Here is a 25793-nt window from a genome sequence, read left to right on the forward strand (position 1 = left end):
GACTATCTATCCTTGTCGCGGAGCAGGTAGACCCTCGCCTCGGCGTCGACATCACGCATGCTGGTCAGGGTTGGCCAGGGGGGTGCCTGTGGGGGGAAATCGAGGTGGGTCGTGCGGGTCTGTCCGAGTTGGGCCCCTGCTGGCACCAGGAGCGCGCCGGGGGCTTTGGAGAACCAACCTTCGTAATGGGTCACTGGCCCGGCCTCTGTCCACTCCTCGACCAGACGGTCAAGCTCGGCCCGGATGCGCTCCTCGGTCTCGTCGGCAGGGGTGACTCGATCGGCGCCCGCGATCATGCCGAGGCGCTGGCAGATAAGCTCGACCTGCTCCCTGAGTTGCCCCTCCCACTCCGCAGCGTCTCCGGCGGCTCGGTCAGGCGCCGCCTGCGGGATCCGGTGCCGGGCCATCGACACGAGAACCGCGTGCAGGGCTCGGTCGCGGGCACGAGGCGCGAGAGGCGTGGCCCCTGTGGCTTCCACATGGCGATAGAGCATGCGGTGGTAGGCCGCGAAGTTCTCGTAGTGGGACAGGTCGCGGCTGCGTGAGGCGTTGTAGAGGGTCACTACCAGCCCGGGGCGCTGGCGTCCCACCCGAGACGTGGCCTGGATGTACTCGGCACTGGTCTGCGGTTGCCCCATCATGATCATGAGCCCAAGACGATCGACATCCACGCCCACAGAAATCATATTGGTTGCCAGCACGGTGTCCGCGGCGTCGTCATGCCCACGTGGACGCTCCAGGATCTCCAGCTCCCGCGGTATCTCGCTCGATTTCTTGCGCGAGGTCATTTCTCGCGGCTCACGGATGTGACGGACCGGCTCACCGCGCCGTGATGCGATCACCTTCATGTGATCGCGAACGTCGTCGAGGACCTGGATGTATGCGGCGCCTAGCACCCGGAGACTGTTGAAGTAGCCGAGCAGGGTCCAATAGAGGTCGGCCTCGGGGTCATCAACCGGGACCTGGGAGGCCGACTGCAGCAGCGAGGAGTACACACGCACCATCAGCGTGGCGTGGCTGGCACCAGGGGCCATCACACCCGCGTATTCCCGGGAGGCTTTCTCGACCTTGGTGGCCTCGACCGCGAAGTAGGAGTCGCGGTGCGACAGGCCCGGGGGTGGAAACTGCCGGGCCTCACGGGCGAAGACCGCACGGACCTGGTCCGAGGCGCGCCGGATCGTGGCGGTCGAGGCCACGACCTTCGGCCGAGCTGTGATTCCTGCGATCGCATCGACTGCCGTCTCGTAGAGAGCGACGACCGTGCCGAGCGGGCCACTGATCAGATGCAGCTCGTCCTGGACAATCAGGTCGGGCGGCAGGATGACCTGGTCACGACCGTGGACGGCACCCTCGACCCCAAGCAGCGCACCCACCTCGCGTTTCCAGGGCATCATGGCGAACTTGTCGACTGTGGCGATGACCAGGGACGGCCGGTTCGCGTACACGTCCTCGTCGACGATGTGGACGGGCAGGCCGTTGCGGAAGACGCAGGCGTCATTCCCGCACGACACACGCATCGAGGTCCCATCGACGATCTGATAGTTGCGATGATCCAACGTGTGCCCGCACCAAGCACACCTCCGGAGCTGTACCGGGTCGCTGCGGTCCTGGTCGTCGCCCAACGACCGTCCCTTGCGTGCTTGATTGAGCGCGGTCTGAGCGTCCTTGATCGAGTTCGGTGTCGATGCCTGGCCAACCCATAGCCCGATGGAGATCGGAGTTGCGTCCGGGAGGTGATGCGCGCGGACCCACTCGAGGGCGCAGATGAGGCCGGTGGCCCTCTGATACTGCTGCAGGGTCAGGAGCCGGAGTGTGTAACGCATCAGGACAGACACGCCACCGGCGTCGGAGTCGCGTAGTCGGCGCAGAAGGATCGCGACCCCGATGAGGCCGAGGTAGGCCTCTGTCTTGCCGCCACCGGTCGGGAACCAGAGGACGTCGGCGATGTCCCGGTCTTGGTGCTGCGGGTCCGCGACTCCCCTGAGGTTCGTGAGGATGAAGGCGATCTGGAAGGGCCGCCAAGCGGCGCGGGCGGTGCTCACCGGATCTCCGTGCCTACCGGAACGGTGGTGTTCCTGGCGGCTCCGTTGCTGTGCCATTGCCAGGCTCATGAGTCGAAAGGCCTGGAAGACCGTCTCGTCCCCGCGAAGGAGGGCGATGCCGTCTCGGATGCGTCTCGCGGTCTCGCCGGCCTCTGCGATATGACGCGTGAGGGTGTCGGCATCCTCCCGGGAGAGTTCCTGCGCTCGGTCCCTAAGGCCATCTATCCACGCCTCGTAGCCCAGGGCCAGGTCCTCGAGCACGAGCAGTTTCCGATCGCCGGCGAGGCTCTCCATCCCCAGGGCCAGGCCCTCACCGCCTGCCGCCTTGCTGAGCAGCAGCTCATGCCTGGGCAGGAAGGTGGTCGAGATCTCGTTCGGATGGTCGCCCTGCCACTGCACGGCGCAGCCATGTCCGACGGCGTACGAGCTGACATCTCGGAAGAGGAGATTCTGTGACTCGACCTCCCGCTCGTCCGCGCCGATTCCACGAACCGCGGGACGAGGCGTGAACCCGGCGCCCACCGGCGTGACTCGGATCTGCGGATGGAACCAGCACGATCCGTCGCGTGCACCGCGCGCCGCCCTCTGGATGTTGATGAGCGTCAGGGTCAACGACACCACACCGTTCTGGGGGGCCCGCACGTGGTACTGCAGCTCCAACTGTCCCTCGACGACAGCGACAATGCCGCGACCAGGCTCGCCGAGGCTGACGACGTGGGTCCAAGGCGGCAGGTCCGAACGTCGCCATACCTCTCCATCCCGTTCATATGAGGCGGCATCGACGGTGACGTCGAGCGAGGCACCGCGGTGGGCGGCCACCGAGACCGTGAGCCCCATGGATCGCGGGTAGCGCACCTTGGAGAGCGCCACCCCCGGGTCGGCCGTAGTCTCACCCCCAACACCCATGCTCTCCGCCTCGACATCGGACAGGGAGGTGTCCTCCACGCTGGCCGGGACATCCCGTGGGTCGTCGGCCACGGCGGGGTAGAGGACGCCCACCACGAAGCGACTCAGCGGTTCGTCTTTGATCTCTGCGTCCTCCGGGCCACCCAACAGGTCCTCACGCAGGCGCCTCAGCATGAGCTCGCGGACCTGGTAGTCCCGATCGAAGCCGGTCATCGGCGCTCCCATTCGAAGTAGACGGGGCCGCTCACACGGCCCCCCAACCACAGGCCGTTCTTGCCGGCACCCTCCCTCTGGGGAGACCCGGTGACGGTCATCACTCCGTCGAGCCTGCCACCCTGGATGGCCGGCCGCCTGTCATCCGAGGTGATGGCGCGGATGTATCGCCCGAAATCCGCGGTCGTGCGGGAGATCTCGTGGCCGTCGATGGTCAGCACCCAGCAGGGCAGTTCTGCGCCGGCCTCGTCGGTGATGTGCTCGATCGGGATCCAATCGACACCCCTGCCCGCCACGTCGGCCGGCTGACCGGGCACGGGCTGCGTTGATGTGATGTGGTTCGGCTCCAGGACGATCGCTGTTGTTCCGCGCCCCCGGGCCGCGGCTCTGCGCCACACGCCGGTCTTCTTGTCAAGCCCCCAGCGGCGCAGCGAGCACCCACTCGCCGTGGTGAGTTTCGAGCGGGCCCGGGAGAGCGCCACGAAGAGGACTCGTGCCTCCGCGCGCTCGTCCCCCCCATGAGCCCACGCGTCGTGGTCGACCAGTACCACGTTGTCGAACTCAAGTCCCTTGGCGCGATGGACCGTGGACACCCGGATGCGCCCGTCGGGCTGACGCAGCAGGCTGCGGGGGATTCGTGCCGATCCCAGCTTGAGGGCCAGGTCGCGGATGTCGATATGACGCCAAGAGTCGGTCACACGGGTCAGCTCGCGCCACAGCCCGTCGGGATCGGCGACCCCTCGCTCCTCACCGCGGGTGCGGAAGGTCTCGCGATCGATGACGGATGAGGGATGGTCAGCGAGGATCCGGGCGATGTCGGGGGTGAGGAGCGGATCGGTCGCCCTCCCCTGGAGTTCGTTTGCAAGCCCGAGACTGGCGAGGAGATCCGACGTGAGGGCCGCTCTGGCATTGGTGTCGCAGAGGAGGGCGGTGGTGCCGGACCACCGACGGATCATCTCGACTGCCTCGTCGTCGAGGGGGCCGAGCGGCGAGAGATTCGCGGCAGTTCCACGCGCCAGGATCATCTGCTGGTTAGGGGGGCTAGTCAGCATGGCGGTGCGTTGGGCTGCTCCGAGCGCGGCGTCCCCTCGCAGTGCTCGGTACTGACCTCGAAGCTCGACCTGCACCGGCGCCTGCGTGCACCGAAGGACGTCGAGCAGGCTCTCGGAGGTCCAAGGGTCCTTTTGGGTGATCTGGAAGTCGTAGATGCCCTGGAGCGGGTCTCCCAGGAGGGTGAACCCCGCTCCTGGATCAAGTCCCTTGGTTAGCAGGTCTCCGAGGAAGCGTGCGCGAATACCCACGACGTCCTGGACCTCATCCACGATGAGGTGTCTGACGTCGTCCAGCAGAGGTTCGGAACTTTCCTGCAACGCCCTCGTGGCTCCCCTGATGACGGCGTCGAAGGACAGGTCAGCCGCCTCACCGTCGTGCTCGAGGATCCGGCGAGCCAACGCATCCAGGGTCGACACGGCCACCCCCTGGCCGGCATCCACCACGTCGACGGTTCGAGATCGTACGACGCCCACGGCGGCGTTCGAAAATGAGAGCACCAGGATCTGGTCCGGGTAAAGGCCCTCCTCGACAAGGTAGCGACAGCGCTCGCCGACAACATGTGACTTGCCGGATCCGGGCCCGGCCGTCACGACTTGCCGGCTGGAGGCCGGGGCGGTCGCGACGCGATCCTGGTCGGGGTCGAGGTGGATCTCAGTCATGGCCGGGGCGTCCTGTCCAGAGATGCTCGAAGTGGTGGAAGGCCAAGGTCTCACCGTAGTTCGTGATGTTGTCGGCCACGTTGACGATGAGGACTTCCGGGTTTCCGCCGTTGAGCGGGCCGCGGAGGCCGCGCCCGACCATCTGCTGGTAGACGTTCGGGCTGAACGTGGGACGGGTGATGAAGACGGCGTCCACCTTGGGGACGTCGAAGCCCTCGGTGAAGACGTTGTAATTAGTGAGCACCCGGATCTTTCGCTCCCGGAACTCCTGCACGTACCGCCGACGAGCGAAGGCATCCGACTCGCCGGAGATTGCTCGAGCCTCCATCGCGTGGTGGGTAAGAAGTGCCGCGAGCACCTCCGCGTTCTCGACGGACGTGGCGAAGACAAGGGCGGTTTGGTCCTCGTCAAGGTCGAGCAGAGCCTCAAGAATGGCCTGGTTGCGCTCCCGATCAAGGCCCAACCTCTTCTCGGCGCTGCTGGGAAGCAGACCGATCTTGGCCTGGCCCTTCTCCGTGTCGCTGAGGGTAATCTCGGCGCCCTGCAGCTCGATGTGGCGCACCCGGGCGAGGACGCCGTGCTGCTGCAGGTAGCCATAAGCGTCGTCCCCAGGGAAGACGCCATCGTCGAGCAGATGGCGGTGATAGCGGGCCGCGAGCTGCTCCGTCTCCTTCTCGTTGAAGCCCCGGAAGGGTGTCGCCGTCAGCCCCAGGAGTGGCGTCCGGATGTCTACAACGCGGGAGGCCCCGCCCAGTGCGCTGATGACCTGGGTGTACATGGTGCCGATGGATCGATGGGCCTCGTCCACGACGATGATCGCCGGACGGACCAACCACGCGTACTCCCCCAGCGATCCCCCGTTCGCCTGCAGGATGCTCAGCAACTTCGACAGGGATGCCACGACCACCTGGTGGCCTTCGCGCTCGTTCGGCCTGTTCGCCTGCCACAGCCGGCTCAACGTCATGGAGGTTCCGGGGGTCCCCGCCGCTCGCCATACGTGAGCCCAGGTCTGGGTGGCCTGTTCGCAAAGCTCGTCGGTTTCGGCCAACCACACCACCCGGACGTCCGAGGGGGAACTGACCATGTGCTGCACCAAGGCCTGCACGGCCACTCGCGTCTTGCCGGCCCCGGTCGGGAGGGACAGGAGGCCGCGTTGCATCTCCGTGTCCGGGCGCAGCAGGTCCCTCACCCGGTCGGCGATGCGCGCCTGGTAGTCGTGCAGGGGACCCAGGACCGCAGGGCCGTCAACCTCGAGCTCGGCGGCACGGGTCTCGCCGGAAAACCCGGCGTACTCGATCGGGAACCCCAGACCACGCACCCAATCGCGTGCGTTCCGACTGCCCGCCCACTGGACCACCTGACCGAGGCCCTTCGCGGCCAGCGCCTTCTTGTGCTTCTCGAGCACGGAGTACCCGTGGACGGCGAGGGATAGCTTCGCGATCTCGAGGTCCGTCGGGGGGTGACCGGCCGCATGCTCGAGCGCTCCCAGGGCGGCGACTGGGATGGTGCTCCGCAGATCATCTGGTCCGATGGCGAGCAGGAGCTTGGCCGGGACATTTGATTCCTTCAGGATTTCCTGGCGCAGGTGGTTCAAGCGCTGCGTCTCGATCAGTGAGAGGACGCGATCGGGCGTGAAGCTCGCCCCGGTGTGTCGGGCTATCGCCGCGAGGACGGCACGGTCCTGTGGCGCTGTCGTGTAAAGGGTCGTTCCCTCCAGTCGATCTACCAGCGCGCGGGTGTCGGCACCTCCGGGGGTCGCTGTCTGGAGCTCCAACCGTGAGCACCTCTGAAGCACCAGGCCGGCCCATTCGTCGTCCACCAGGTTGCGCAGTGGAGGGTACTCATCAAGAGCGGGCACCGGCTCGCCCGCGGCGTCGTAGTCCAAGGTTTCTGTGAGCATGTCCTCACCCGTAGCCAGTCCCCATCGCTCCCGCAGAAGAGCGGCATCGTCCGCACCCAGCAGGACGGCGGGGACGTTCGCGAGGGTCAAGGACTCGTAGACCTCCGCCGAGGATGTGACCGCGCACTGGGTAGGAGCCGCCTCGGTGTGCCCAGGCCCCCTCCGGACCTTGAGGCTCCGGGGCGCAGGCTGATCGCAGAATGCGGCCCACGCGTAGAGGAGGTATCGACGGCGTTCCTCCCAACCACCTGACTCCCGCAGCAGCCTCGCCCAGTCATCGCTGCGGAGCTCGCCGGGGTCGGACCGGAGCCCCAGCGCGTCGGCGTGTCCCTCCTCGAAGGTCTCCGGTACAACCGGGAGCGGCTGCTCCACGCCGTCCTGAGTAGCGCAATCCTCCGACCAGCGCAGGCATGCCCCGGTCGGTTGGATCCCCACCTGGGTGGTGAGGTATCCGTTGCGGCGCAGACGCTCCCATGCGGGGTCAGGAATAAGGACCGCGGACGCCTTGCCGTCGGTCCGCGACACGCGCCACTCTTCCTGGCCGGTCATCTGGCTGAGGACCGACGTTGTCAACGCCGCGCGGCCCTGGGGACTCAGCCGGTCCAGCACCTCCAGTGGCCAGGTCGAGAGGAACTCCTCGATGATGATCTTCTCGTCTGGAAGCCCCCCCGGGCTCTTGGCCTCGCGATATCCGTCCCGGGCACGCTGACGGGCCCGGGAGCGCCAGGGCTCTTCGGGTGCCCGAGCAAGCCTGCGGGGGGCGGCCGTCAGCCCGAGCCGCTCCAGGAGCTCAAGGTCCTGCTGGTGGTAACGGTGATCGACCACGTGGTCTTGGTCGCGCGTTCCGTCGGCCGGGATGATGCAGCCCGGTAGGAGCGCCAGACAAGGAGGCTGCCACTTGCCCGAGTGCACCCTCACTCGCAGGTCTGTGAGGAGTTGCTCCTCCAGTGCCTCGCGGAAGATTCGCTCGGCCTCCTCCGCCGAGATCTTTCGCGCGCTGGGCCAGACGCGGCTCCACTCAATGTGGGGTTGGGTCAGCTCGTTCATGAGCTCGCCTGCCGTGTCGAAGACCTCGATGCCCTGCTCGGCCAGCGCCTTGACTACCGCGCGGTCCCCCGCGAGGACTTCGTCGATGATCAGCGCGCCGGGCGGTGGGGTGCCTCCTGGGAGAAAGACCTGGCCTCTGATGCAGGCATGGAGGGTCCCGTCTGCCAGCAGGAGTACGCGGGCCTTGGCCAGATCCGGGTCGGCGGGAAGACGCTTCCGCAGGAGCGCCACGAGTTGCACCGCGATAGCGCTCCGCTCGGCGTCAGGCTCTTTCACAAGGTGTTCGACCCAAGCCTTCAGCTCGACGGCGCTGCGGTTGTGAAGCGCCAACAAGCGGGTCAGCTTCGAGCGACGCTCAGGGCTGGAGAGCGAGGTGTGAGCCCAGTTCTCGGGATCAGGGCAACCGCTGGCCCATAATTCCATCTCTTCGGGAGTGACCCCCTCCGGGTGCAGCTCGGCGCGCTTGGCGGTTTGGAGGGTGCCGGCAAGAGTTGGGATGCACTTTCCCTGGCCTACCGCCCGAATGACGGGCTCGTTCAGCACGTCGTCGGCGTAGTTGCGCCATTCCCTGCCCCGGGCAGGTAGCGCATCGAGCACAGCACCTGGGCGATCTGGACGGTACAGAAGGGGCACTGATCCGGCCACCAGCCCTGGAAGCACCTGAGTCAAAAGCTCACGGTTGAAAGTGCCCTCAAGCAAGGTCTCTCGGTCCTCAGCGAGTTTCCAGGGCGCATTCACGATCCCCGAAAGGGTTGTCCCGGACTGTGTGGGGAAGTAGGACCAGAACGCGCCTAGTGACACCGGCGCGCCTTGGAGGGGCGCTGCCCAGGCCACCTCAAGTGACTCCCGGGCCGCATGATACCCCCCATCCTCCAGCGCTGCTTTGCTGGGTGCGTACCGCGCCCGGTTCACGATCCAGACCGACTTCTTCCCTGCATTCGACAAGATCAGTTCCCCTGCGTCTCCAGCTGACAGGGTGATAGATCGTCCGGAGGTCGCAGTACGGTCTTCCAGGTCCAACCGCCTGACGTGCGAAGAAAAGAGGAGGAACTCGGCGGGAAATTCGGCGAGGCTCTTGGCAAGAATGTGACCGTGTGCCTTCAGCGGAAGCACGACGATCGATGATGCCCACTTCATCAGGCCCGTCAACACCGGATCGCCGAACGCCTCCTTCTTGGCGTCGACGACCCAAGCGAGCCTGCAGGCTGGGAAGTGCGGGGCCTGGGGAACGATCCGGTCAAGCTCCTCCGCAGATCTGTTCCGGTCGAAGGCTAGGGACCCTGACCGGCTCAGGACTTTCGGGCTGTCCGTCACCGCCAGGACCGATTTGAAGCCGAGCCCAAATCGGCCGATCTGGTCGTCCCGCTTCCCGGAGCGGTGGGTCGCCATGAGAGTCTCGACGCCTGTTACCGACAGCGGACTGCCGCTATTGGCGGCGTAGAGGCATCGATCGGTCAGGATTACCTCACAACGGCCGGAGCCAGCGTCAACCTGCATCGCATCCGCAGCGTTCTGGATCAACTCGAACAGCTGCCGCTTCGCGTAGGCACCTTCGGCGATGGAGCGCTCGATGTTGGCGTCCTGCTCGACCCGACCAGGGTCGGTGCGGTATGTCTGCAGCAGCCGCTCTCGCTGGACGTCAACCGCCCGGCACACGTCGCTGTCGGTGCCCCCCCAGGCTTGGACCATCTCATCCACTCTCGTCCGGGTCGCCAAGTGACCTTGAGTACCTCGACTGACGCCATCACAGTGGGTACATGGCCAGCACCGTTGCTCAGCGTCAGGACATTACCTATCACGGCCCAGCCGCCGGCGGGGCGCGATGACCCCGAAAAGGGTGGTGAACGGCTGGCGCAGCGTGCCTTGGGGACAGCCACCGGCCGGCTAGACTCGGACGTCAGTGCGTGCGCGGGCGAGGGTGAGATGACGATGACTAACGACGTGGAGGCGGCTTCTCAGGGCGTCCCCGCCCCGGTGCTGTCAAGCATCGATCTGTTTGCGGGCGCAGGGGGTCTGACGGCCGGGCTAGCGATCGCTCTGCCAGGACTGCGCACTGTCCAGGCCGTTGAGCATGACGCCGCGGCGGCTGCCACCTTCGAGGCGAATCACGGCGCCGGTGTCTCCTATCCGGGTCCGGTCGAGGAGTGGCTGCTGGCGGGATCGGTCCCTGAGGTCGACCTCGTTCTGGGCGGGCCGCCCTGCCAGGGCTTCTCGCAACTGAACCGGCGCCGCAGAGGAGATGAGCGGAACGCTCTGTGGGAGAGCTACGCCGAGGTGATTGCCCTGGCTAGGCCGAGGTGGTTCGTCATGGAGAACGTCGCGACCTTCCTGAAGACGCGGGAGTGCGAACAGTTTCGGTCGTGGACCGAGCCGGGGGGAATCCTGGAGGACTATTCATTCGAGGCGCGCGTCATGCTTGCCGCCGACTTCGGCGCGCCCCAGCTGAGGAGAAGGACGGTCGTGCTTGGGCACCGAAGGGATGTGTCCTCACTCGCCTGGCCACGGCAGACGCACCTGCGGGACGAGCGCGTGAGCGTTCGGGAGGCCTGGACTGGATTGTCCCCCGGTGTCGCTACCACGCAGTTGCCCCAGAAATTTACGCTTTTTCACGGCAGAAGTTTCCCTGGATCATTCCGCACCGATGAATTGCATGTGACCCGTGACTACCAGGAGATTTCCAAGCGACGATTTCGCGCTATCCCGGCTGGAGGCAACCGCTTCGATCTGCCGGAGAATCTTAAAGCTCCGTGCTGGGTGAACCACCGCAGCGGCTCGGGAGACGTAATGGGCCGCCTCATGTACGACAGGCCCTCGGTCACTATCCGGACGGAGTTCTTCAAGCCGGAAAAGGGGCGCTACCTCCACCCCACCGAACACAGGGCCATCACGCATCAGGAGGCCGCTCGGCTGCAGGGATTCCCTGACGACTACCGATGGGTGGGGTCGAAGACCGACATCGCACGTCAGATCGGGAATGCTGTGCCTCTCGCCCTGGGCGAAGCCCTGGGAAAGTCCATTCGACAGGCCGCCTTCGGCTGGGCCCGTCACGAGATCGACGGAGCGTTGTTCTCGTGAGACCGCACTTACGCACGTCATGAGTGGAATTTCGTTGCCTAAGCATCCAGGCGCCAGCTCGGAGTCAGTCGCGCGACGTATGTCGAGTGCGCGTAGGCGGGACACTGGGCCCGAGGTGCTTCTTCGTCGGGAGCTCCACAGGCGGGGGAGACGTTTCCGGGTTGTCTATCCGGTTCCTGGGAACAAGCGACGGACAATCGACATTGCGTTCACCCGTCAACGGTTGGCGGTCTTCGTCGACGGGTGTTTCTGGCACCGCTGTCCAATTCACGGGACGCATCCCAAGGCTAACGCGCTATGGTGGGACGCCAAGCTGGGTGCCAACATGGCGCGTGACGCAGAGACAGACGCATTGCTCAGCGCTGCCGGATGGACAGTCCTGAGGATCTGGGAGCACATATCGGCTGGGGCGGCGGCAGACCTGGTGGAGGACGCCCTGCATATAGGACCCTGTGGGGATTGAGCCGGTCGGCTCTGGCCATGCCGAAGTTTGCCTTCTTCGATCAGACGTTCTCCACCCACGCGGTGCGGGGGCGAGGAGTTTCACGCTGCGCAGCGTCCCCGGCGCGTCGGTCACCGCCACGGCCGAGACGCCGGCGGCGTCCGTGACGGTCACGCGGCCTCCACGGTGCCACCCACCGTGGAGCTCAAGTCGATTCGGTATGACCGGTCGCCGGTCGCGCTCCTCCCGCCCAAGCCCGCAGGCATGAGGCCGTAAGGCGGGCGGGGTGCTGGCGGCGTCGGATCACGGCAGGATGGAGGCATGGCTGCACGCCGCAAGGTCCTCATGGTCACGCTCGTCAGCTGTCGCGGGGAGGACTTCGACCCCGCTCCCGGACGCGTCCTCGCGATCCCGCCGCGCACGACCTACGCCGCGCTCGCGGAGGGCATTGACCGGGCCTTCGGGCGCTACGACCTGGGGCACCTCGTCCAGTTCGAGTTGGGCGACCGGCTGGTCGTCACGGACGAGGACACGATCGAGGAGCTGGACGACGGCAGCGGCACGCCTCGCTACGAGCCCCTCGAGCGGCCGCTGACCGAGCTCACGGGGGGCGTCACGTTCACCTACACCTTCGACCTCGGCGACACCTGCCTGCACCACTGCGAGGTGCTGCCGACGAAGGACCCACACCCGGTGCCTGGCGGCCCGGTGCGGCAGGTCATGCCGTTCGACGGGTGGGGGGACCTGCCCGACCAGTACGGCCGAGACCTCGACCCCGACGACGAGCCGGACATCGGGCCGGGCTCGGCGCTGGACCAGGTGCTGCTCCGGATCGAGGAGAAGCACCCGCCCCGCAACCCTCGCTGAACCGCTCGCCGGGCCAGGCGAAGACATGGTGGCCTGCACCGCGGAAACCTGCGCACCGTCATGCGTGTTTCCGCGATCGACGTGCTCAGCCTTCCACAGTGGCGTGTGCTGCCGGGACGGCGGTCTGGAGCTGGCGGCGGATGACGGCGCGGATGTGGTCAACGTTCGAATCGGCGCCGGACTCCCGCACCAGCGCGCGGGCGACGTGCAGCACGGCCCGCGCCGCGCCCTCACGCTGCGACTCGGGGAGGGTCTCGATGTCCTGCGTCTTGGCCAGGCCGACGATGCGGCGCGACATCTTGGCCGCGGCAAAGAGCCAGGCCTCCGAGCGCCAGGTGAGGAGCAGGTCCTGCAGCGTGGCGTCGTCCCACACGCGTGGGTCCAGGCGGGTCGGCCAGCGGCGGCGGAACTCCTGCTCGAAGCCCTCCCACGTCTGCGCAAGCAGGTCGAGGCACCAGTCCGCGTGCGCCTCGTCGCCCAGCGCGAGGCCCCGGGCTGCCGCGATCACGTAGTTCGCCCACAGTGCGCCCAGGTCGAACGCCACAGGGCCGTAGAACGCGAACTCCGAGTCGAAAGCCTTGACCGAGACGGCACCGCCGGAACCGCCCCCATTGCCATCCCCACCCCGAACCATCACCGACCCCGTGTGCAGGTCGCCGTGGATCAGCGCCTCGGCCTTTGTCATGAACAACCACTTGGCGTGCCCCATCGCCCGCCGGACGGCCGGATCCTCCGCAAATTCCTTGGCATCCAACGCATTTGCGGGCAGGCAGCTGTTGCGACCGGCATCGACCACCGGCTCGGTGAAGACCAGGTCCTCGGTGATGACGCACAGGTCGGGGTTGACCGAGGACGCGATGCTGCTCGCCAGTGCCTCCCGCTCCAGCCCGAACGCCGAGGTGCCGAACGCCACGGCGCCGACGTAGCGACCAGCCTCGTGCGCCGCCCCCGTGTGGTGCTGGCCGCGAATCAGGGCGGAGCGCCATACGTCATGATCCGAAAGATCCTCCATGGCGATGATGTAGCGCTCAGGATCGTAGGCGTAGACCTCCGGCACCAGCTCGGGGACGAGCGCGTGGTGGGCACGCAGGGCCTCCACCTCGTGCCGCGCACGGTCCGGCGTCATCGGCCATCCGTCGCCGACCAGCCGGACGTAGGGCAGTGCCTGCTTGAGGCACAGCCCACGACCCTCGTGGTCGCGCAGCAGGAAGACCAGGTTGAGGTTGCCGTCGCCGATCTCCTCGCAACGGGTCAGGTGGTCGGCGTCGATGCGCGAGCTCAATGACGCGGTCGACCGGACGTAGTCGGGCACCGTGTCGGCGGTGAGGAACGCGTACTGAGCGGTCATGGCTTCTCCTTGGCAGCCCTAGCCGGCTGAGATGAACCGCGCCTTGTTGCGCGAGATGGTGAACGAGAAGATCAGCGCCAGGATCAGCACCAACCCCTTGGCCGTGTCCTGGTGGTAGTACTGGAAGCCCTTCATCGTCAGGCCGGTCAGGACGATCCCGACGAGGAGGGCGCCGAGCAGGGTGCCCCAGGCGTTGGGCTTGCCGATGCCGAGGACGGACGTCCCGACCAGGGCCACTGCGACGGCCTCGAGCAGCGACGAGGCACCGGCATTCACGTCGCCCTGGCCGATGCGAGACACGAGGATGAGGCCACCGACGGCGGCGAAGAGCCCGCACAGGACGTAGGCCAGCCCGCGGAACAGGTCGACGCGCACACCGGCAAGCCGCGATGCCTCGGCGTTGGCGCCGATGGCGTAGAACATGCGGCCCCAGCGGGTGCGGTCGAGGATGAACCACGAGGCCACCGTCAGCACCAGCATGAGGATCACGGGGAAGGGGACGGGCCCGATCGACCCCCGGTCGATCTGGAGGAACGCCGGGTCGAACTTGCCGGGTGCGGGTGTGCCGTCGCGGAGCGTCATACCGGCGGAGACGGACTGGCCGTCGACGGGGATGAGCTTGGCGCCTTGTATGACGAACATGACGCCCAACGTCGCCAGCAGGTCAGGGATGCGGCACACGACGACGAGGAAGGCGTTGAGCAGCCCCACCAGGACGCCGGCGGCGATGACGGCGACCACCGCGGTCGCCGCGGTGAGGTTGTAGAAGACCATCGTCATGGCCGCCATCTGCACCGCGAGCCCGGCGGTGGAGCCGATGGACAGATCCATGCCGCCGACCGCCATGACGAAGGTCATCCCCAACCCCAGGATCGCCGTCACCGAGGCGTACTTGAGCATCGAGAAGATCGCGCCACTGGTCCGAAAGGACGGCTCGGTGGCGGAGAAGTACAGGAACAGGACGATCGTCACGACGATGAAGCCGTACTTGACCACCCCGTCCTGGATCCTCATGCGAGCGGTGAGCTCCGTGCTGGGGCTGCTCATCTCTGGGGCACCTCCGACATGCTCGCGACGATGTCCTCACCGTCGATCTGGGTCGTGTAGTCGTCGAGCCGCACCTCGCCGTCGACCAGCACGAGGATGCGGTCGGCCACCTCGCGGATCTCGTCGACGTCGCTGGACAGCACCACGACGCAGGAGCCATCGGCGGCGATCTGCCGGGCCTGGGTCGCGATGACATGACGCGCCCCGATGTCGACGCCGCGGAACGGCTCGTCCAGGAGCATGACCTTGGGCTTCTCCTGGAACCACCGGGCGACCACGACCTTTTGCTGATTGCCGCCCGAGAGGGTGTCCAGCGACTGGTCGGGGCCGGTGGCGACCACACCGAACCGTTCGATCGCGGTGGCGCCCATGCGGCGCTCCCGAGCCGATTCCATGACCCCGTGCCGGCTCACCTGGCGCATGAACGGCAGCGACGCGGTCCGGGCGATGGACCAGCCGGGGAGCATCGACTCGGCGGCCCGGTCCTCGGGGACGAGGAAGACGCCGCGTCGTATGGCGTCCCTGGCGCTGCTCGGCCGAAAGGCACGACCGTCGAGCGTCGCGGTGCCCGTGGGGAACTGCTCGACCCCGAAGAGGCCCCGCGCGAGCTCGGACTTGCCGGCGCCGATCAGGCCGACCACGCCGGTCACCTCGCCGTATCGCAGGTCGAGGTCGATGGGTGCGGACCTCGGCAGCAGGGTGACGCCGCGGAGCTCGACCGCCACGTCCTCACCGCGCTGCTCCACCAGCTCCGCCGCATCGCCGAGGATCGACTCGCCCAGCATCGAGCGGATCGCCGAGCGCATGTCGAACGGCGCGTCCTGCTGCTCCAGGATGCGACCGTCGCGCAGCACGACGAGCCGGTCCGCCAGCGAACGGATCTCGTCGAGGTGGTGCGAGACGTAGAGGATGGCGACGCCCTCGGACCGCAGCCGGCCGATCACCTCGAACAGTCGAGCCACCTCCACCTGCGACAGCGTCGAGGTGGGCTCGTCGAGCACCAGGACCTTGGGGTGCTGCACGAGCGCCCGCGCCAGCAGGAGGAGCTGCGCGTCGGCGATGCCCAGCTCGAAGACGTCCTGACGCAGTCGCGCGTCCGACCACCCGAGGTCGAGCGCCGCCGCCACCTCTCGAGCCCGGGGCAGGAGGCCGCGCACCGAGGACACGGCGGGCAGGTCGCCCTGCACGATCTCCTCGAAGGTCAGGTTCTCGGCCACCGACAGCCCCGGGACGATGGACTCGTTGATGCGCTGGTGGACCGTCGCGATGCCGCGTCGCGCGGCGTCGCGCGGGCCCACGATCGTGATCGGCTCCCCGTCGACCCGGATCTGACCACCGTTGCCGCCGTAGGCACCCGACAGGATCTTGATCAGGGTTGACTTGCCCGCACCGTTGGCCCCGAGCAGCGCCGTGACGCTGCCGGGGAGCAACGACATCGTGACGCCGCGCAGGACCTGGTTGGCGCCGAAGGACATGGTGATGTCGTCGAGCTCGAGCGCGGGCACGGCACCTTCGGCCGGCCCAGCGGCCCCGCCGGGCGCCGGGCCGGCCGGCATACGGTCCCCCATGAAGCCCCCTCTCCGACGGGCAGGTGGCAGGGCCACTCGCCCGTCCCGACGTGGTCAGAACGTGACGGTGGGGATCCAGGCGGCCGACGACACGGAGGAGATGTTGAGCTGCGGCTGGGCCGCGCGCAGGTCCTCCATGTTCTTGACGCCCTTGTCCCGCAACATCTGCGCGGTCACCAGGATCGGTGGGAACTCCACCTTGGCGCTCTCCTTGACCTCACCGGCGAGGTTGAGGGCCAGGGTCCGGACGACGGCCGCGCCGATGGCGTTGGGGTCGGTCGCGCCGGTGGCCACCCACGGCGAGCCCTCCGCCTTCATCAGCTCGATGTCGGCCGTGGAGATGTCGGCGCCGTAGACCTTGACCTTGCCCTTCATCCCGGGGTTGTCGTTGAGGGCCGACAGGGTCGCCTTGGAGAGCTCGTCGTACGGCGCGTAGACCGCCACGACGTCTCCGTTCGACTTCAGGGCGTTGTCGACCATGGGCGCGGTGTCGGTCGCGGTGGAGTTGGTGTACTTCCCGGTCTTGAACTTCTGCGTCCAGCCGTTCTTGGCGACGTACTCCTTCCATACCGTGTCGCGGCGGTCGAGGGGAGCGATGCCGGAGATGTTGACGTAGCCGACGGGCTTGCCGGTCCCCACGTCCTTGACCATCTGGTCGAGCACGAGACTCGCCATCTTGGCGTCGGACTGCTGGGTCTGGACTGCCCTTGGGGCACACTTCTGGATCTCGACGTCGTAGATCACGACCTTGATGCCCTGGTCCAGGGCCTTGTTGACGCCGGGGCACAGGGTGTCCGGGAAGCCGTGGCGCACGATGATGCCCTTGACGCCTGATGCGATGGCCTGGTCGAGCTGGGTCGCCTGCTGGGCGTTGTCGTTCTGCGCGTCATAGACGGTGACCTTCATCTTGAGCGCCTCGGCCTGCTTCTTGGTGCCGTTGAGGTACTGCTGGAAGTAGTCGCCCTGACCCGACTGCTGCACGATGGCGATCTTGACCTCGCCCTCCGCGAAGGGCGCGGGAGCCTGGCCCGTGGCCGACTGCACGGTGCCGCCCGCGGAGTTCTTGTTGTCCGTCGTCGTGGTGCCCCCCTGGCTGCATGCGGCCAGGGCCAGGCACGTGCTGCCCGCGAGGGCGGTGGCGATGAGGTGCTTGTTCCGCATGGGTCTTCCTCTCGGTGGGCGGTGAGCGTCGTTGCTCACCGCTTTTGGGTCAGCCGGCGATCTCGGCCAGGAGACGGGGGTCGGGGTGAGTGGCGGGCTCGACGATCCCCCGCTCGGTCACGATGGCGTCGATGAGGTCGTGCGGGGTCACGTCGAACGCCGGGTTGAAGGCCCGAGCCCCCGCGGGCGAGGTCCGCAGGCCGCCCAGGCCCAGGACTTCGTGCGGCGGCCTCTCCTCGATGACGATCTCGGCGCCGGTGGTGGTGGCGAGATCGATGGTGGACGAGGGGGCAGCGACGACGAAGGGGATCTGGGCCCGCTGGCAGGCCAGCGCGAGCGCCACCGAGCCGATCTTGTTGGCGGTGTCGCCGTTGGCGACGATCCGGTCGGCACCGATGATGGCCACGTCCACAAGCCCCCGCAGGATCGTCGAGCAGGCCGCGGAGTCGGCCTGCACCACGTGGGGGATGCCGTCCTGGGTGAGCTCCCAGCTGGTCAGACGTGATCCCTGCAGCAGAGGGCGGGTCTCGTCGGCGTGCACCACCTCGAGCCGCTGCCGCTGATGGAGCTCGTGGATGATGCCGTATGCCGTCCCCCACGCCGTCGTGGCCAGCGCACCGGTGTTGCAGTGGGTCAGGACGCGGACCAGGTCCTTGCCGGTCCGGGCGATGATCCAGTCCGCCCCCAAGCGCGACAGCTCGCGGTTGGCCGCCTCGTCCTCGGCCACGAGCCGCATGGCGGCGTCGAGGACCGCGGGGATGCCGCGCGGCATGGCCGGGAGCACCTGGTCGACGCCCCAGGCGAGGTTCACGGCGGTCGGTCGGGCGTTGCGGATGCGGGCGATCTCGCCGGCCAGACGCTCGCTGGACCAAGCCTCGCGCTCCCCCTGTGCCATGGCCACCACCACGCCGAGCGCGCCGACGCCGCCGAGGGCCGGTGCACCTCGCACGGCCAGGTCCTGGATCGCCCGCACGAGGGTGTCCACCGTGGTCACGTCGATGTAGTGCTCCTGCGTCGGCAGTCGCGTCTGGTCGAGCAACCGCAGTGCAGGCTGAGGCAGCGCGACCCACTCCAGAGCCTTGACCATGCCTACTCCCCTTCGAGTAGTTGTTATACAACTCTCGACTCAAGGTACTAACGACCTAGCATTGCGTCAATGGGTTCCGGTGGCCCCTCGCCTGCGAGGCGGCCAGGGGGCACTACAGTCCCCGCGAGGACGATCACGGGAGGCCAGCAATGAATCGGCGCACCACCCTGGCCGCGCAGATCGCCGAGGACCTGAGGGGCAAGCTCTCGGACGGGACCTACGCCGCAGGCGACCGGCTTCCGACGGAGGCGGCACTCAGCGGGACGTTCGGGGTGTCGCGGCCCACGGTCCGAGCGGCGCTGCGCGAGCTGGAGGGGCTCGGGCTGGTTCGCACCCAGCACGGGGTCGGCACGTTCGTGGTCGAGCAGCCCGCCGTCCAGGCCGGGCTCGAGCGCCTTGAGTCGATGACGGACTCGATCCGGGCGCAGGGCAAGGAGCCGGGCATGGTCTATGCGGGGCGGCTGCGGCGGTCCGTGCTCCCCGAGGAGGCGGCCCGGATGCAGGTCGACGTGAGCACGGAGGTGCTCGAGCTGCGACGTTCGATCCTGGCGGACGGCGAGGTCGTGGCGTACTCCTACGACCTCATGCCGTGGAGCCTGTTCCCCGCAGACTTCGACGCGGAGTCGCTGACGGGGTCGATCTTCGCGTTCATGCGGGAGGAGCTGGGGATCGGGCCGGTCCATGCCATCGCGCAGGTCCACGCCGTGCGCTCGCGGCACGTGGGGTGGGGTGAGGAGGCGGCGGCGCACGAGCTGTTCGTCCTGCTCAACCAGCTGCACTACGACTCAGAGGACCGGCTGCTGGCCTACTCGCGGACGTACTTCATCGAAGGCCGCTACGCATTCACGATCAACCGCAGCTCTGGATGAAGTCTCCGCGGGACGTTAGTCTCAAGTTGTCTTACGACTAGGGGGCAGAGATGATCCTGCAGAGCGAACGTGGGCAGATAGCCGCGGCCTGCGCGCGGTTGCTCCCCGACGGTCTGGTGGTGGGCACGGCCGGCAACCTGTCGGTGCGCTCGGGGGACCTGCTCGCCATTACCCCGAGCGGGCTCCCCTACCGCGACCTGCGGCCCGAGCTCGTCTGCGTCGTCGAAGTGGAGACCGGCACCATGGTCGATGGCCCGCTCAAGCCGGCCAGCGAGCTGGGCCTTCACCTCGCCGCGGTGCGGGAGACGGGGGCACAGGCAGTGGTCCACACCCACAGCACTGCGGCGACGGCCGTGGCGAGCTTGGACGATCTCGACGCCCTCCCTTCGGTCCACTACTACGTGGCCGTGCTCGGGGGTCCCGTCCGCATCGCTGGCTACGCCCGCTACGGCAGCCCCGAGCTCGCCGCCAACGTGCAGGCCGCCCTCGTGGGGCGGACGGGGGCGCTCATGCGCAACCACGGCGCCGTGGTCGTCGGGGACGACCTGGGCTCCGCCTACGAGAAGGCGCTACAGCTGGAGTGGGTCTGCGATGTCTACCTGCAGGCGCGGGCCGCGGGCGCCGTGCGGGTCCTGCCCGACGACGAGATCGCCGGCGTGGTGGCCCAGCTCGCTTCCTACGGCCAGACCTACCGGGGGTAAGGACGTCAGCCGGCTCGTGCAGCCCAGGACCAGCATGACTGCGGAAACCTGGGCACGGTCATGCGGGCTCAGGTGTCCGCGATCGGGGGTGCCCAGGTTTCCACCGTGGCGGGCTGCCCTGACCGGCCGCCCAGAGTGTGGCGCAGGTCACATCCGGGCCGCTAGGGTTTGACCTGTGGAGATCCAGCTCCTGCGATCGTTCCTCGCCGTCGCGCGGACGGGTTCCGTGACGGCGGCGGCGCGCGAGCTCGGGTACTCCCAACCGGCGATCACCGCTCACCTCAACGCCTTCGACTGCCAGGCCGGCGGCTCGGTGATCATGCGGGGCCGGCGCGGCGCCATCCTCACCCCGCTCGGGGAGCGGCTGCTCCCGAGAGCCGTGCGGCTCGTCGCCGAGCACGACGCACTGCTGGCGGAGGCGCGCGATGCCGGCGGGGCGGCCCCGCACCTCGTCGTCGGATTCGCCCCCTCGACGGTCCGGCCGTATGCCGAGCGGCTGGCCGGCCTCGCGGCCCGGGTCCTGCCGCGGGTGCGACTCAGCCTGGTCCTGCTGGAGCGCCCCGCCCAGATCGGCAACGACCTGCTGGCCCACCTCGCCGACCTGCAGGTCGTGCCGGGCCCGCTCGACGACCCCCGGCTCGTCACGCGCTCGCTGCACCCCTTGCGGGTGGGGGTCCGGGTGTCGGCTGCCAGCCCCCTTGCCGCGATGGCGGTCGTGCCGGTGGAAGCGATCCTCGGGAGGCCGCTGTACCGCCTGGAGGGCGTCCCCCTGACGTGGGACCGCTACTGGTGCGCGTGGACCGCTCGCGGCGGTCCGCCCCGGCTCGCCCGTGACGTCGACCGGTTCGCGCAGTGCCTGGAGCCGTTGGAGGACCCGCGGCACGTGATGATCTCTCCCTCGGCGCCGTTGGTGGTGCCTCCGGACGGCGACGTCTGGCGCCCACTCACCGGCGTGGCCGAGTCCTGGCTCGAGGTCGCCCATCGCGCCAACGACCACCGCCCGGAGGTCCGGGCGGTGGCCGCGTTGGCTCCGGCCACGGTGTCGTCCATGCTCTCGACGCGGTCGACGCCGAAGACGAGCGTCCCCACCGCCGACGAGCCCGGTCAGGGCTCGGGCGCCTCGACCACGGTGGCGGCGAGGGTCTCGAGGGCCTCCGCCATCGGATAGGGCCGCCCCGCCTCGAAGGCCGGCGGCGTCGGCTCGCTCGGGATCACGACGTCGCGTGAGGGGTCGGCGTCGTCGTGGAGCCACAACCCCATGAACAGGCACGCCGGCACGCGCAATAAGCGTTGCTCCAGCGGAGCCCCGCCGCCGAGCTCGTCGTCCAGGCCCCGCGCCGCCTCGCTCAGCCGCGCGACGCCCCGGGCGAGGTCGCCATACGAGACCTGCCGGACCTCGGGCGAGGCATCTCCCGGCACGTCCAGCTCGGCCAGCGCGGTCAGTCCGGCGCGGTGCACGACGGACAGCCAGCCGATCGGCATCGCCTGCGACAGCGCGTCGCCTGACCGGAGGGCATCGGCGCCCAGGTGGTAGGCCGGCCACGACTGGGGCGGGGCCCCGCCTGCCTGGTCGTCCCCGGGTTGGCTCCCCCGGGCAGCGATGAGATCGGTGACCGTGCCGGCGATCTCGTCACGGAGGCCGGGCGGTGGTTCGGGCACGTAGGTGCTCATCGGCATACCTCTCAGCGTGTCAGGTAGGTGTGGGTCACCCTGCCGGTGCCCAGGTAGGAGCTGTTGAGCGTGGAGAGCCGCACGTCGGTGGCGCCGGACCAGGGGTCCTCGACCCCGACGAACTGGTCCTGCGCGAGGTAGCCGTCGACGACGACGAAGTGGCCGCCGCCGCCGCTCCACTCGATGCGGACGCAGGCAGGTCTGCCGCCGTCGATCTCGCCCTGGATGGTGGCGAAGCTCGGTTGCGACGGCGAGGCGCTCGCGAGGTGCCCGGCCGTCTGCAGCGCGCCGCCTAGGCGGGCCTGCTGGTTGCAGGGCCCCGACCCGCCGGACGCCGTGCAGCAGTCGGTCCGACTGAGGAAGGTGTTGGCGAAGGTGCACTGGGTGAGGGATGCGCCGTAGAAGTTGGCCACGCTGACCGACACCGCGCACCAGCACCAGTTGGTCTGCTGCTGGTGCTGCACGGTGAAGGCGAGGCGCCGCCAGTCGAGCGGCGGGTGCTGCGAGCCGCGCGGGCGGTCCAGCAGCACGATGTCGGTGACCACGTTGAGCGGTGCCCCCCACGCCACGTCCACGACGAAGGTGACGCCGTGGTTGGGGTCGTAGGGCGGCCCGTGCGGCGTGACGTTGCGGACCGTGATGGTGGCGTCCCCGACGAATCGTTGCGCCGACGCTGGAGCCGCCCGGTTGGGCGCGTACTCCGACGCCGTCACGTAGACGGCGGAGTCCGCGTTGACCTGGTCCCAGTTGATGTTGAGCGGGACGCGACCCTTGAGCCCGGTCCAGTACTTGCGGATGGCGACGTCGCTCATGGCGTCCCGATCCAGACCGGCTTGGAGTCGAGGACCGTGATGTCGGTGACCACGTTGAGCGGTGCCCCCCACGCCACGTCCACGACGAAGGTGACGCCGTGGTTGGGGTCGTAGGGCGGACCGTGGGGGGTCACGTTGGCGACGGTGATGCTGGCGGCCCCGACGAAGCGCTGCGACGTCTCCGGCGCAGCGGCGTTGAGGGCGTACTCCGAGGCGGTGACCAGCACGACGGAGTCGTGGTCGATCGCGTCCCAGTTGAAGTTGAGGGCTCGGCGGCCCTTCAGCCCGGTCCAGTGGTGTCTGATGGTCTGGCTCATGGCCGGGACATTAGGTATGCCGGGAACCCCGTGGACCGCATCATCACGAACCGTGATGACCCCGTCCCGGCCGGAGACCTGCACCGTCAACCGGGTGGGTCGCTACATGTAACCTACTCTAAAAAGTTTAGAGTAGGTTCCATGTCGACGAATGAGGTGGAACGCGCCCTCGCCTTGCCAGAGGACGAACGAGGTGCGGCGCTCGCCCGGATTCCCGAGGATCAGTGGCTGGAGCGCAAGTCGGTCCGGGTCGCTCCAAAAGACTTCGCCCACCCCCTCGTCGCTCTGGCCAACGCCGAAGGCGGTGTGGTGGTGGTGGGACTGCACGGTGGCGGCGTCGAGGGCATCAAGGCGCACGCCGCCCGGGTGAACGCGCTGCTCCAGACGCCCATGGACTTCACTCGTCCGCCCGTCCGGACCCACTTCGAGCAGGTGACCTGTCGCAACGACGACGGCGATGTCGACGCGCTGCTGATCGCTCGGGTGAGCCCGGGCGACGTGCTGCACGAGACAGCACAGGGAGAGTGCTTCCTACGGGTCGGCGATGAGTCTCGGAAGCTCGGATTCGTCGCCAGGCAAGAGCTGCACTACGACCGGGGCTCGGCGCCGTATGACGGTCAACCGATCGCCGGGGTCACGGTCCAGGACCTCGACGCCCAGGCGTTGGAGGAGTACCGCAGAGCTGCGGGTGCGACGGACACCCACGCCCGCCTCCTGCAGGCGCGGAGTCTGCTGACGTCGTCATCCAAGGTCACGGTCGCCGGATATCTGCTTTTTGCACGTCATCCACAGGAGAGGCTGCCGCACGCCCATGTGCGAGTGCTCCGCTATCGGGACGTGGATCGCGGGACCGGGAGGCGCCTGTCCCTCGACGACGCCGCAGACGTGCGCATCGAGGGTTCCATCCCCCGGGTGATCGCGCTCGCGGCTGCGACCATCGACGAATGGGTGCCGCGCAGGCGTGCGCTTGATGATGCCGGCCGGTTCGAGGGTGTCCCGATCGTGCCCCGTGATGCGTGGCTCGAGGGCCTCGTCAATGCCGTCATCCATCGGAGCTACAGCGTGCACGGTGACCACGTCCGAGTCGAGATCTTCCCCGATCGGGTCGAGATCGAGAGCCCAGGGAGGTTTCCCGGCCTTGCCGATCCCCGAAGACCGATGGAGATCGCCCGCTTCGCCCGCAACCCGCGCATCGCCCGAGCGTGTGCGGACCTGCGGATCGGCCAAGAGCTGGGGGAGGGCATCAAGCGGATGTTCGACGAGATGCGCCTCGACGGACTCACCGACCCGGCCTACACGCAGACCCAGGGCAGCGTCCGCCTCATCCTGCGCAGCGAAAGCCGGATCGCCCCCGCCGTCGCCCGCTCACTCCCCCAGGGATCGCTCTCGCTGCTGGATCTCATGCGAAGCGCCCGTCAGCCCCTGGGCACCGGCCAGCTGGTGGAGCTCAGCGGACTGAGCCGCCCCACGGTCAAGCGCCAGCTGGACGCCTTGCGAGGCCAGGGCATCATCGTCTGGGAGGGGAAGTCTGACAAGGATCCTCGTGCGACCTGGAGGCTGGCATGACGCGGCCGGTCTGAGATCTCTTGGCTCGGGCCCGCCGACCCTGCACCATGTGGTCATGGCGCGCTGCAAGCTCATCAGGGTCCAGCTCGTGTCCGGCCTCGGCCGGCGCCTCGACCCCAGCCCGGCCCGCCTGCTCGTCGTGCCTCGACGAATCCCCTACGCGCAGCTGGCGGTCGCCATCAACGGAGCCTTCGCGCGGTGGGACCTGGACAAGCCGTGGACCTTCACGTTGCCCGACCGGAGCACGGTGGTGCACTCCCTCGACGCGGCGGCGCCACAGCCCGGGGCCCTGCCGCCGGCGACGTCGATCGGCCCGCTCAGCGACCACCAGGAGTTCGTCTTCGACTACGACCCGGAGCGCGGGTGGCACCACGCCTGTCAGGTGCTCATGACGCGAGAATCCTTGCAGGAGTGGGGTCGTGACATCACCGAGCCCACCGTCATCGACGGCTGGGGGCCCGTCCCCGACCCGTTTGGCCGCGACGACCAGCTGGACCGGATCGCGCGGCTCGCGCCGGAGGACGACGGTCCGGTGACGGTTCGGCTCGACCTGGGGGCGGTTCGTACCGCGACCACGCCCGCCGACCTGGTCGCCGCCATCGGCTCGGACGACCTCACGTTCGCGCTGCAGCAGGTCGGCCTGCGGGTGCTGGCGATGTGGCTCGACGAGCGTGATGCGGCGGCGGAGGTGCTGGGCGACCTGATGTCTCGGCTCATCCCCCAGGCCCAGGAGCGGCGGTGGCACGGCGACGACGAGCTGGCCGAGCTGCTCACCCTGGTGCGTGATGGCGGCGCGCTGCCGGAGGGTGCCGTGGCGGTCGACCTCGTGGAGGTGGCGCAGGCGCCTGGCGGGGAGAGGGAAGGCGGAGCTCACGTGAATCGTCATACGGGCGAAGTGGTTCCGGCGTCCCTGACCGACCCGGTGATGACCATCGACGACGAGCTGGTGGACGTCGACGGGCCGGACTGGGTGACCGTGGAGCCGGACGGACGCAGCGACTACCGCGACATGGAGGTCTTTGCCGCGTGGGTGGAGGACGAGGACCCGCGGTTCGCCGACCTGCTGCGGCGGGCGCTCCACGGACGCGGGGCGTTCCGCCGCTTCCGGGACGAGCTGCACCAGCAGGGTGAGTGGGTCGAGCGCTGGCGCTGCTTCGTCGAGGACCGCAAGCTCGGGCGGGCGCGCCGAGCCCTGACCCGGGAGGGCGTCACACCCCTGCCCTGTCGAGCCGGCGCGGCGGCAGCGAGATCGCGGAAACCTGAGCGCCCCTGACGGTGCTCGGGTTTCCGCGATCGACGTGATCTGACCGGCGAGGCGCCGCGCCGGTGAGACGCCAAGAGGTTCTCCCTGAGCGGCCGGGATCCGCGCGACCCCGCGTGCGGGGCGGTTCGTCATACGACCGAGACCGGAGGCTCCAGGGACCTCGCTCGGCCCGGTGGGA

General features: G+C 68.3%; 19 protein-coding genes. 8 read left to right on the forward strand and 11 right to left on the reverse strand.

What is annotated here, in order from left to right:
* Nucleotides 1–2: 2 nt before the first annotated feature.
* Genes ACF3NS_RS03530 through ACF3NS_RS03540 form a run of 3 tightly spaced genes read right to left on the reverse strand, consistent with a single transcriptional unit; the run spans nt 3 to nt 9536 of the window.
* Nucleotides 3–3161 (reverse strand): helicase-related protein, encoded by a 3159-nt coding sequence (locus tag ACF3NS_RS03530; RefSeq protein WP_392467831.1) that lies wholly within the window; start codon nt 3159–3161, stop codon nt 3–5.
* The gene (locus ACF3NS_RS03535; protein WP_392467832.1) at nt 3158–4873 is read right to left on the reverse strand and encodes a UvrD-helicase domain-containing protein; all 1716 of its coding nucleotides are present in this window, start codon (nt 4871–4873) and stop codon (nt 3158–3160) included. The genes ACF3NS_RS03530 and ACF3NS_RS03535 overlap by 4 nt, the downstream gene beginning before the upstream one ends.
* Nucleotides 4866–9536, reverse strand: coding sequence for a sacsin N-terminal ATP-binding-like domain-containing protein (locus tag ACF3NS_RS03540; RefSeq protein WP_392467833.1), 4671 nt, complete (start codon nt 9534–9536; stop codon nt 4866–4868). The genes ACF3NS_RS03535 and ACF3NS_RS03540 overlap by 8 nt, the downstream gene beginning before the upstream one ends.
* Before the next feature lie 213 nt (nt 9537–9749).
* On the opposite strand from ACF3NS_RS03540, the gene ACF3NS_RS03545 reads away from it, so the two are divergent.
* From ACF3NS_RS03545 to ACF3NS_RS03555, 3 genes are all read left to right on the forward strand, one after another.
* Nucleotides 9750–10895 (forward strand): DNA cytosine methyltransferase, encoded by a 1146-nt coding sequence (locus ACF3NS_RS03545; RefSeq protein WP_392467834.1) that lies wholly within the window; start codon nt 9750–9752, stop codon nt 10893–10895.
* 19 nt (nt 10896–10914) lie between these two features.
* On the forward strand, nt 10915–11358 hold the full coding sequence (gene vsr / locus ACF3NS_RS03550) for a DNA mismatch endonuclease Vsr (RefSeq protein ID WP_392467836.1): 444 nt from the start codon (nt 10915–10917) through the stop codon (nt 11356–11358).
* A gap of 300 nt (nt 11359–11658) precedes the next feature.
* Nucleotides 11659–12204, forward strand: coding sequence for a hypothetical protein (locus ACF3NS_RS03555; protein WP_392467837.1), 546 nt, complete (start codon nt 11659–11661; stop codon nt 12202–12204).
* An 85-nt stretch (nt 12205–12289) separates the two neighbouring features.
* On the opposite strand, the gene mtnK is transcribed toward ACF3NS_RS03555, so the two are convergent.
* The 5 genes from mtnK to mtnA all read right to left on the reverse strand — a co-directional run bounded on the left by mtnK (nt 12290) and on the right by mtnA (nt 18415).
* Entirely contained in the window at nt 12290–13552 is a 1263-nt protein-coding gene (gene mtnK, locus ACF3NS_RS03560; protein ID WP_392467839.1) for an S-methyl-5-thioribose kinase, read from the reverse strand.
* An 18-nt stretch (nt 13553–13570) separates the two neighbouring features.
* Nucleotides 13571–14599 (reverse strand): ABC transporter permease, encoded by a 1029-nt coding sequence (locus ACF3NS_RS03565; RefSeq protein WP_392467841.1) that lies wholly within the window; start codon nt 14597–14599, stop codon nt 13571–13573.
* Nucleotides 14596–16104, reverse strand: a complete 1509-nt coding sequence (locus ACF3NS_RS03570; RefSeq protein ID WP_392467843.1) for a sugar ABC transporter ATP-binding protein — start codon at nt 16102–16104, stop codon at nt 14596–14598. Before ACF3NS_RS03570 ends, ACF3NS_RS03565 begins: the two co-directional genes overlap by 4 nt.
* Nucleotides 16105–16221: 117 nt before the next feature.
* Nucleotides 16222–17328 (reverse strand): substrate-binding domain-containing protein, encoded by a 1107-nt coding sequence (locus ACF3NS_RS03575; protein ID WP_392467845.1) that lies wholly within the window; start codon nt 17326–17328, stop codon nt 16222–16224.
* 49 nt (nt 17329–17377) lie between these two features.
* On the reverse strand, nt 17378–18415 hold the full coding sequence (mtnA, locus tag ACF3NS_RS03580) for an S-methyl-5-thioribose-1-phosphate isomerase (RefSeq protein ID WP_392467847.1): 1038 nt from the start codon (nt 18413–18415) through the stop codon (nt 17378–17380).
* 149 nt (nt 18416–18564) lie between these two features.
* On the opposite strand from mtnA, the gene ACF3NS_RS03585 reads away from it, so the two are divergent.
* From ACF3NS_RS03585 to ACF3NS_RS03595, 3 genes are all read left to right on the forward strand, one after another.
* Nucleotides 18565–19284, forward strand: coding sequence for a GntR family transcriptional regulator (locus ACF3NS_RS03585; protein WP_392467848.1), 720 nt, complete (start codon nt 18565–18567; stop codon nt 19282–19284).
* Between the two features lie 50 nt (nt 19285–19334).
* Complete coding sequence (locus tag ACF3NS_RS03590) at nt 19335–19985, forward strand: class II aldolase/adducin family protein (protein WP_392467850.1); 651 nt, start codon at nt 19335–19337, stop codon at nt 19983–19985.
* Nucleotides 19986–20160: 175 nt separating this feature from the next.
* Complete coding sequence (locus ACF3NS_RS03595) at nt 20161–21153, forward strand: LysR family transcriptional regulator (protein ID WP_392467852.1); 993 nt, start codon at nt 20161–20163, stop codon at nt 21151–21153.
* Here the strand turns inward: ACF3NS_RS03595 and ACF3NS_RS03600 are convergent.
* The 3 genes from ACF3NS_RS03600 to ACF3NS_RS03610 are packed head-to-tail and all read right to left on the reverse strand — an operon-like array spanning nt 21090 to nt 22785.
* A complete protein-coding gene (locus ACF3NS_RS03600) occupies nt 21090–21656 on the reverse strand; it encodes a hypothetical protein (RefSeq protein ID WP_392467854.1) in 567 nt (188 codons plus the stop codon). The two genes, ACF3NS_RS03595 and ACF3NS_RS03600, sit on opposite strands and share 64 nt — an antisense overlap.
* Nucleotides 21657–21667: 11 nt before the next feature.
* Entirely contained in the window at nt 21668–22468 is an 801-nt protein-coding gene (locus ACF3NS_RS03605; RefSeq protein WP_392467856.1) for a C39 family peptidase, read from the reverse strand.
* Nucleotides 22465–22785 (reverse strand): hypothetical protein, encoded by a 321-nt coding sequence (locus ACF3NS_RS03610; RefSeq protein WP_392467858.1) that lies wholly within the window; start codon nt 22783–22785, stop codon nt 22465–22467. Before ACF3NS_RS03610 ends, ACF3NS_RS03605 begins: the two co-directional genes overlap by 4 nt.
* A 141-nt stretch (nt 22786–22926) precedes the next feature.
* Here ACF3NS_RS03610 and ACF3NS_RS03615 point away from each other — a divergent pair, with 141 nt between their 5' ends.
* Both ACF3NS_RS03615 and ACF3NS_RS03620 read left to right on the forward strand, forming a co-directional pair.
* A complete protein-coding gene (locus ACF3NS_RS03615; RefSeq protein WP_392467860.1) occupies nt 22927–24351 on the forward strand; it encodes an ATP-binding protein in 1425 nt (474 codons plus the stop codon).
* A 55-nt stretch (nt 24352–24406) separates the two neighbouring features.
* Nucleotides 24407–25624 carry a hypothetical protein gene (locus tag ACF3NS_RS03620; RefSeq protein WP_392467862.1) on the forward strand — a complete coding sequence of 406 codons (1218 nt, stop codon included), beginning with the start codon at nt 24407–24409 and terminating at the stop codon, nt 25622–25624.
* The last annotated feature ends 169 nt before the right edge of the window (nt 25625–25793 follow it).

It is taken from the genome of Arsenicicoccus cauae, from assembly GCF_043162025.1.
Taxonomy (GTDB): domain Bacteria; phylum Actinomycetota; class Actinomycetes; order Actinomycetales; family Dermatophilaceae; genus Arsenicicoccus; species Arsenicicoccus cauae.

Bases quoted from the DNA above. Each gene is read 5' to 3' on its own strand.
- ACF3NS_RS03530 (WP_392467831.1), bottom strand. From the start codon at position 3,161: ATGACCGGCTTCGATCGGGACTACCAGGTCCGCGAGCTCATGCTGAGG.
- ACF3NS_RS03535 (WP_392467832.1), bottom strand. From the start codon at position 4,873: ATGACTGAGATCCACCTCGACCCCGACCAGGATCGCGTCGCGACCGCC.
- ACF3NS_RS03545 (WP_392467834.1), top strand. From the start codon at position 9,750: ATGACTAACGACGTGGAGGCGGCTTCTCAGGGCGTCCCCGCCCCGGTG.
- vsr (WP_392467836.1), top strand. From the start codon at position 10,915: ATGAGTGGAATTTCGTTGCCTAAGCATCCAGGCGCCAGCTCGGAGTCA.
- ACF3NS_RS03555 (WP_392467837.1), top strand. From the start codon at position 11,659: ATGGCTGCACGCCGCAAGGTCCTCATGGTCACGCTCGTCAGCTGTCGC.
- mtnK (WP_392467839.1), bottom strand. From the start codon at position 13,552: ATGACCGCTCAGTACGCGTTCCTCACCGCCGACACGGTGCCCGACTAC.
- ACF3NS_RS03565 (WP_392467841.1), bottom strand. From the start codon at position 14,599: ATGAGCAGCCCCAGCACGGAGCTCACCGCTCGCATGAGGATCCAGGAC.
- ACF3NS_RS03575 (WP_392467845.1), bottom strand. From the start codon at position 17,328: ATGCGGAACAAGCACCTCATCGCCACCGCCCTCGCGGGCAGCACGTGC.
- mtnA (WP_392467847.1), bottom strand. From the start codon at position 18,415: ATGGTCAAGGCTCTGGAGTGGGTCGCGCTGCCTCAGCCTGCACTGCGG.
- ACF3NS_RS03585 (WP_392467848.1), top strand. From the start codon at position 18,565: ATGAATCGGCGCACCACCCTGGCCGCGCAGATCGCCGAGGACCTGAGG.
- ACF3NS_RS03590 (WP_392467850.1), top strand. From the start codon at position 19,335: ATGATCCTGCAGAGCGAACGTGGGCAGATAGCCGCGGCCTGCGCGCGG.
- ACF3NS_RS03600 (WP_392467854.1), bottom strand. From the start codon at position 21,656: ATGAGCACCTACGTGCCCGAACCACCGCCCGGCCTCCGTGACGAGATC.
- ACF3NS_RS03605 (WP_392467856.1), bottom strand. From the start codon at position 22,468: ATGAGCGACGTCGCCATCCGCAAGTACTGGACCGGGCTCAAGGGTCGC.
- ACF3NS_RS03610 (WP_392467858.1), bottom strand. From the start codon at position 22,785: ATGAGCCAGACCATCAGACACCACTGGACCGGGCTGAAGGGCCGCCGA.
- ACF3NS_RS03615 (WP_392467860.1), top strand. From the start codon at position 22,927: ATGTCGACGAATGAGGTGGAACGCGCCCTCGCCTTGCCAGAGGACGAA.
- ACF3NS_RS03620 (WP_392467862.1), top strand. From the start codon at position 24,407: ATGGCGCGCTGCAAGCTCATCAGGGTCCAGCTCGTGTCCGGCCTCGGC.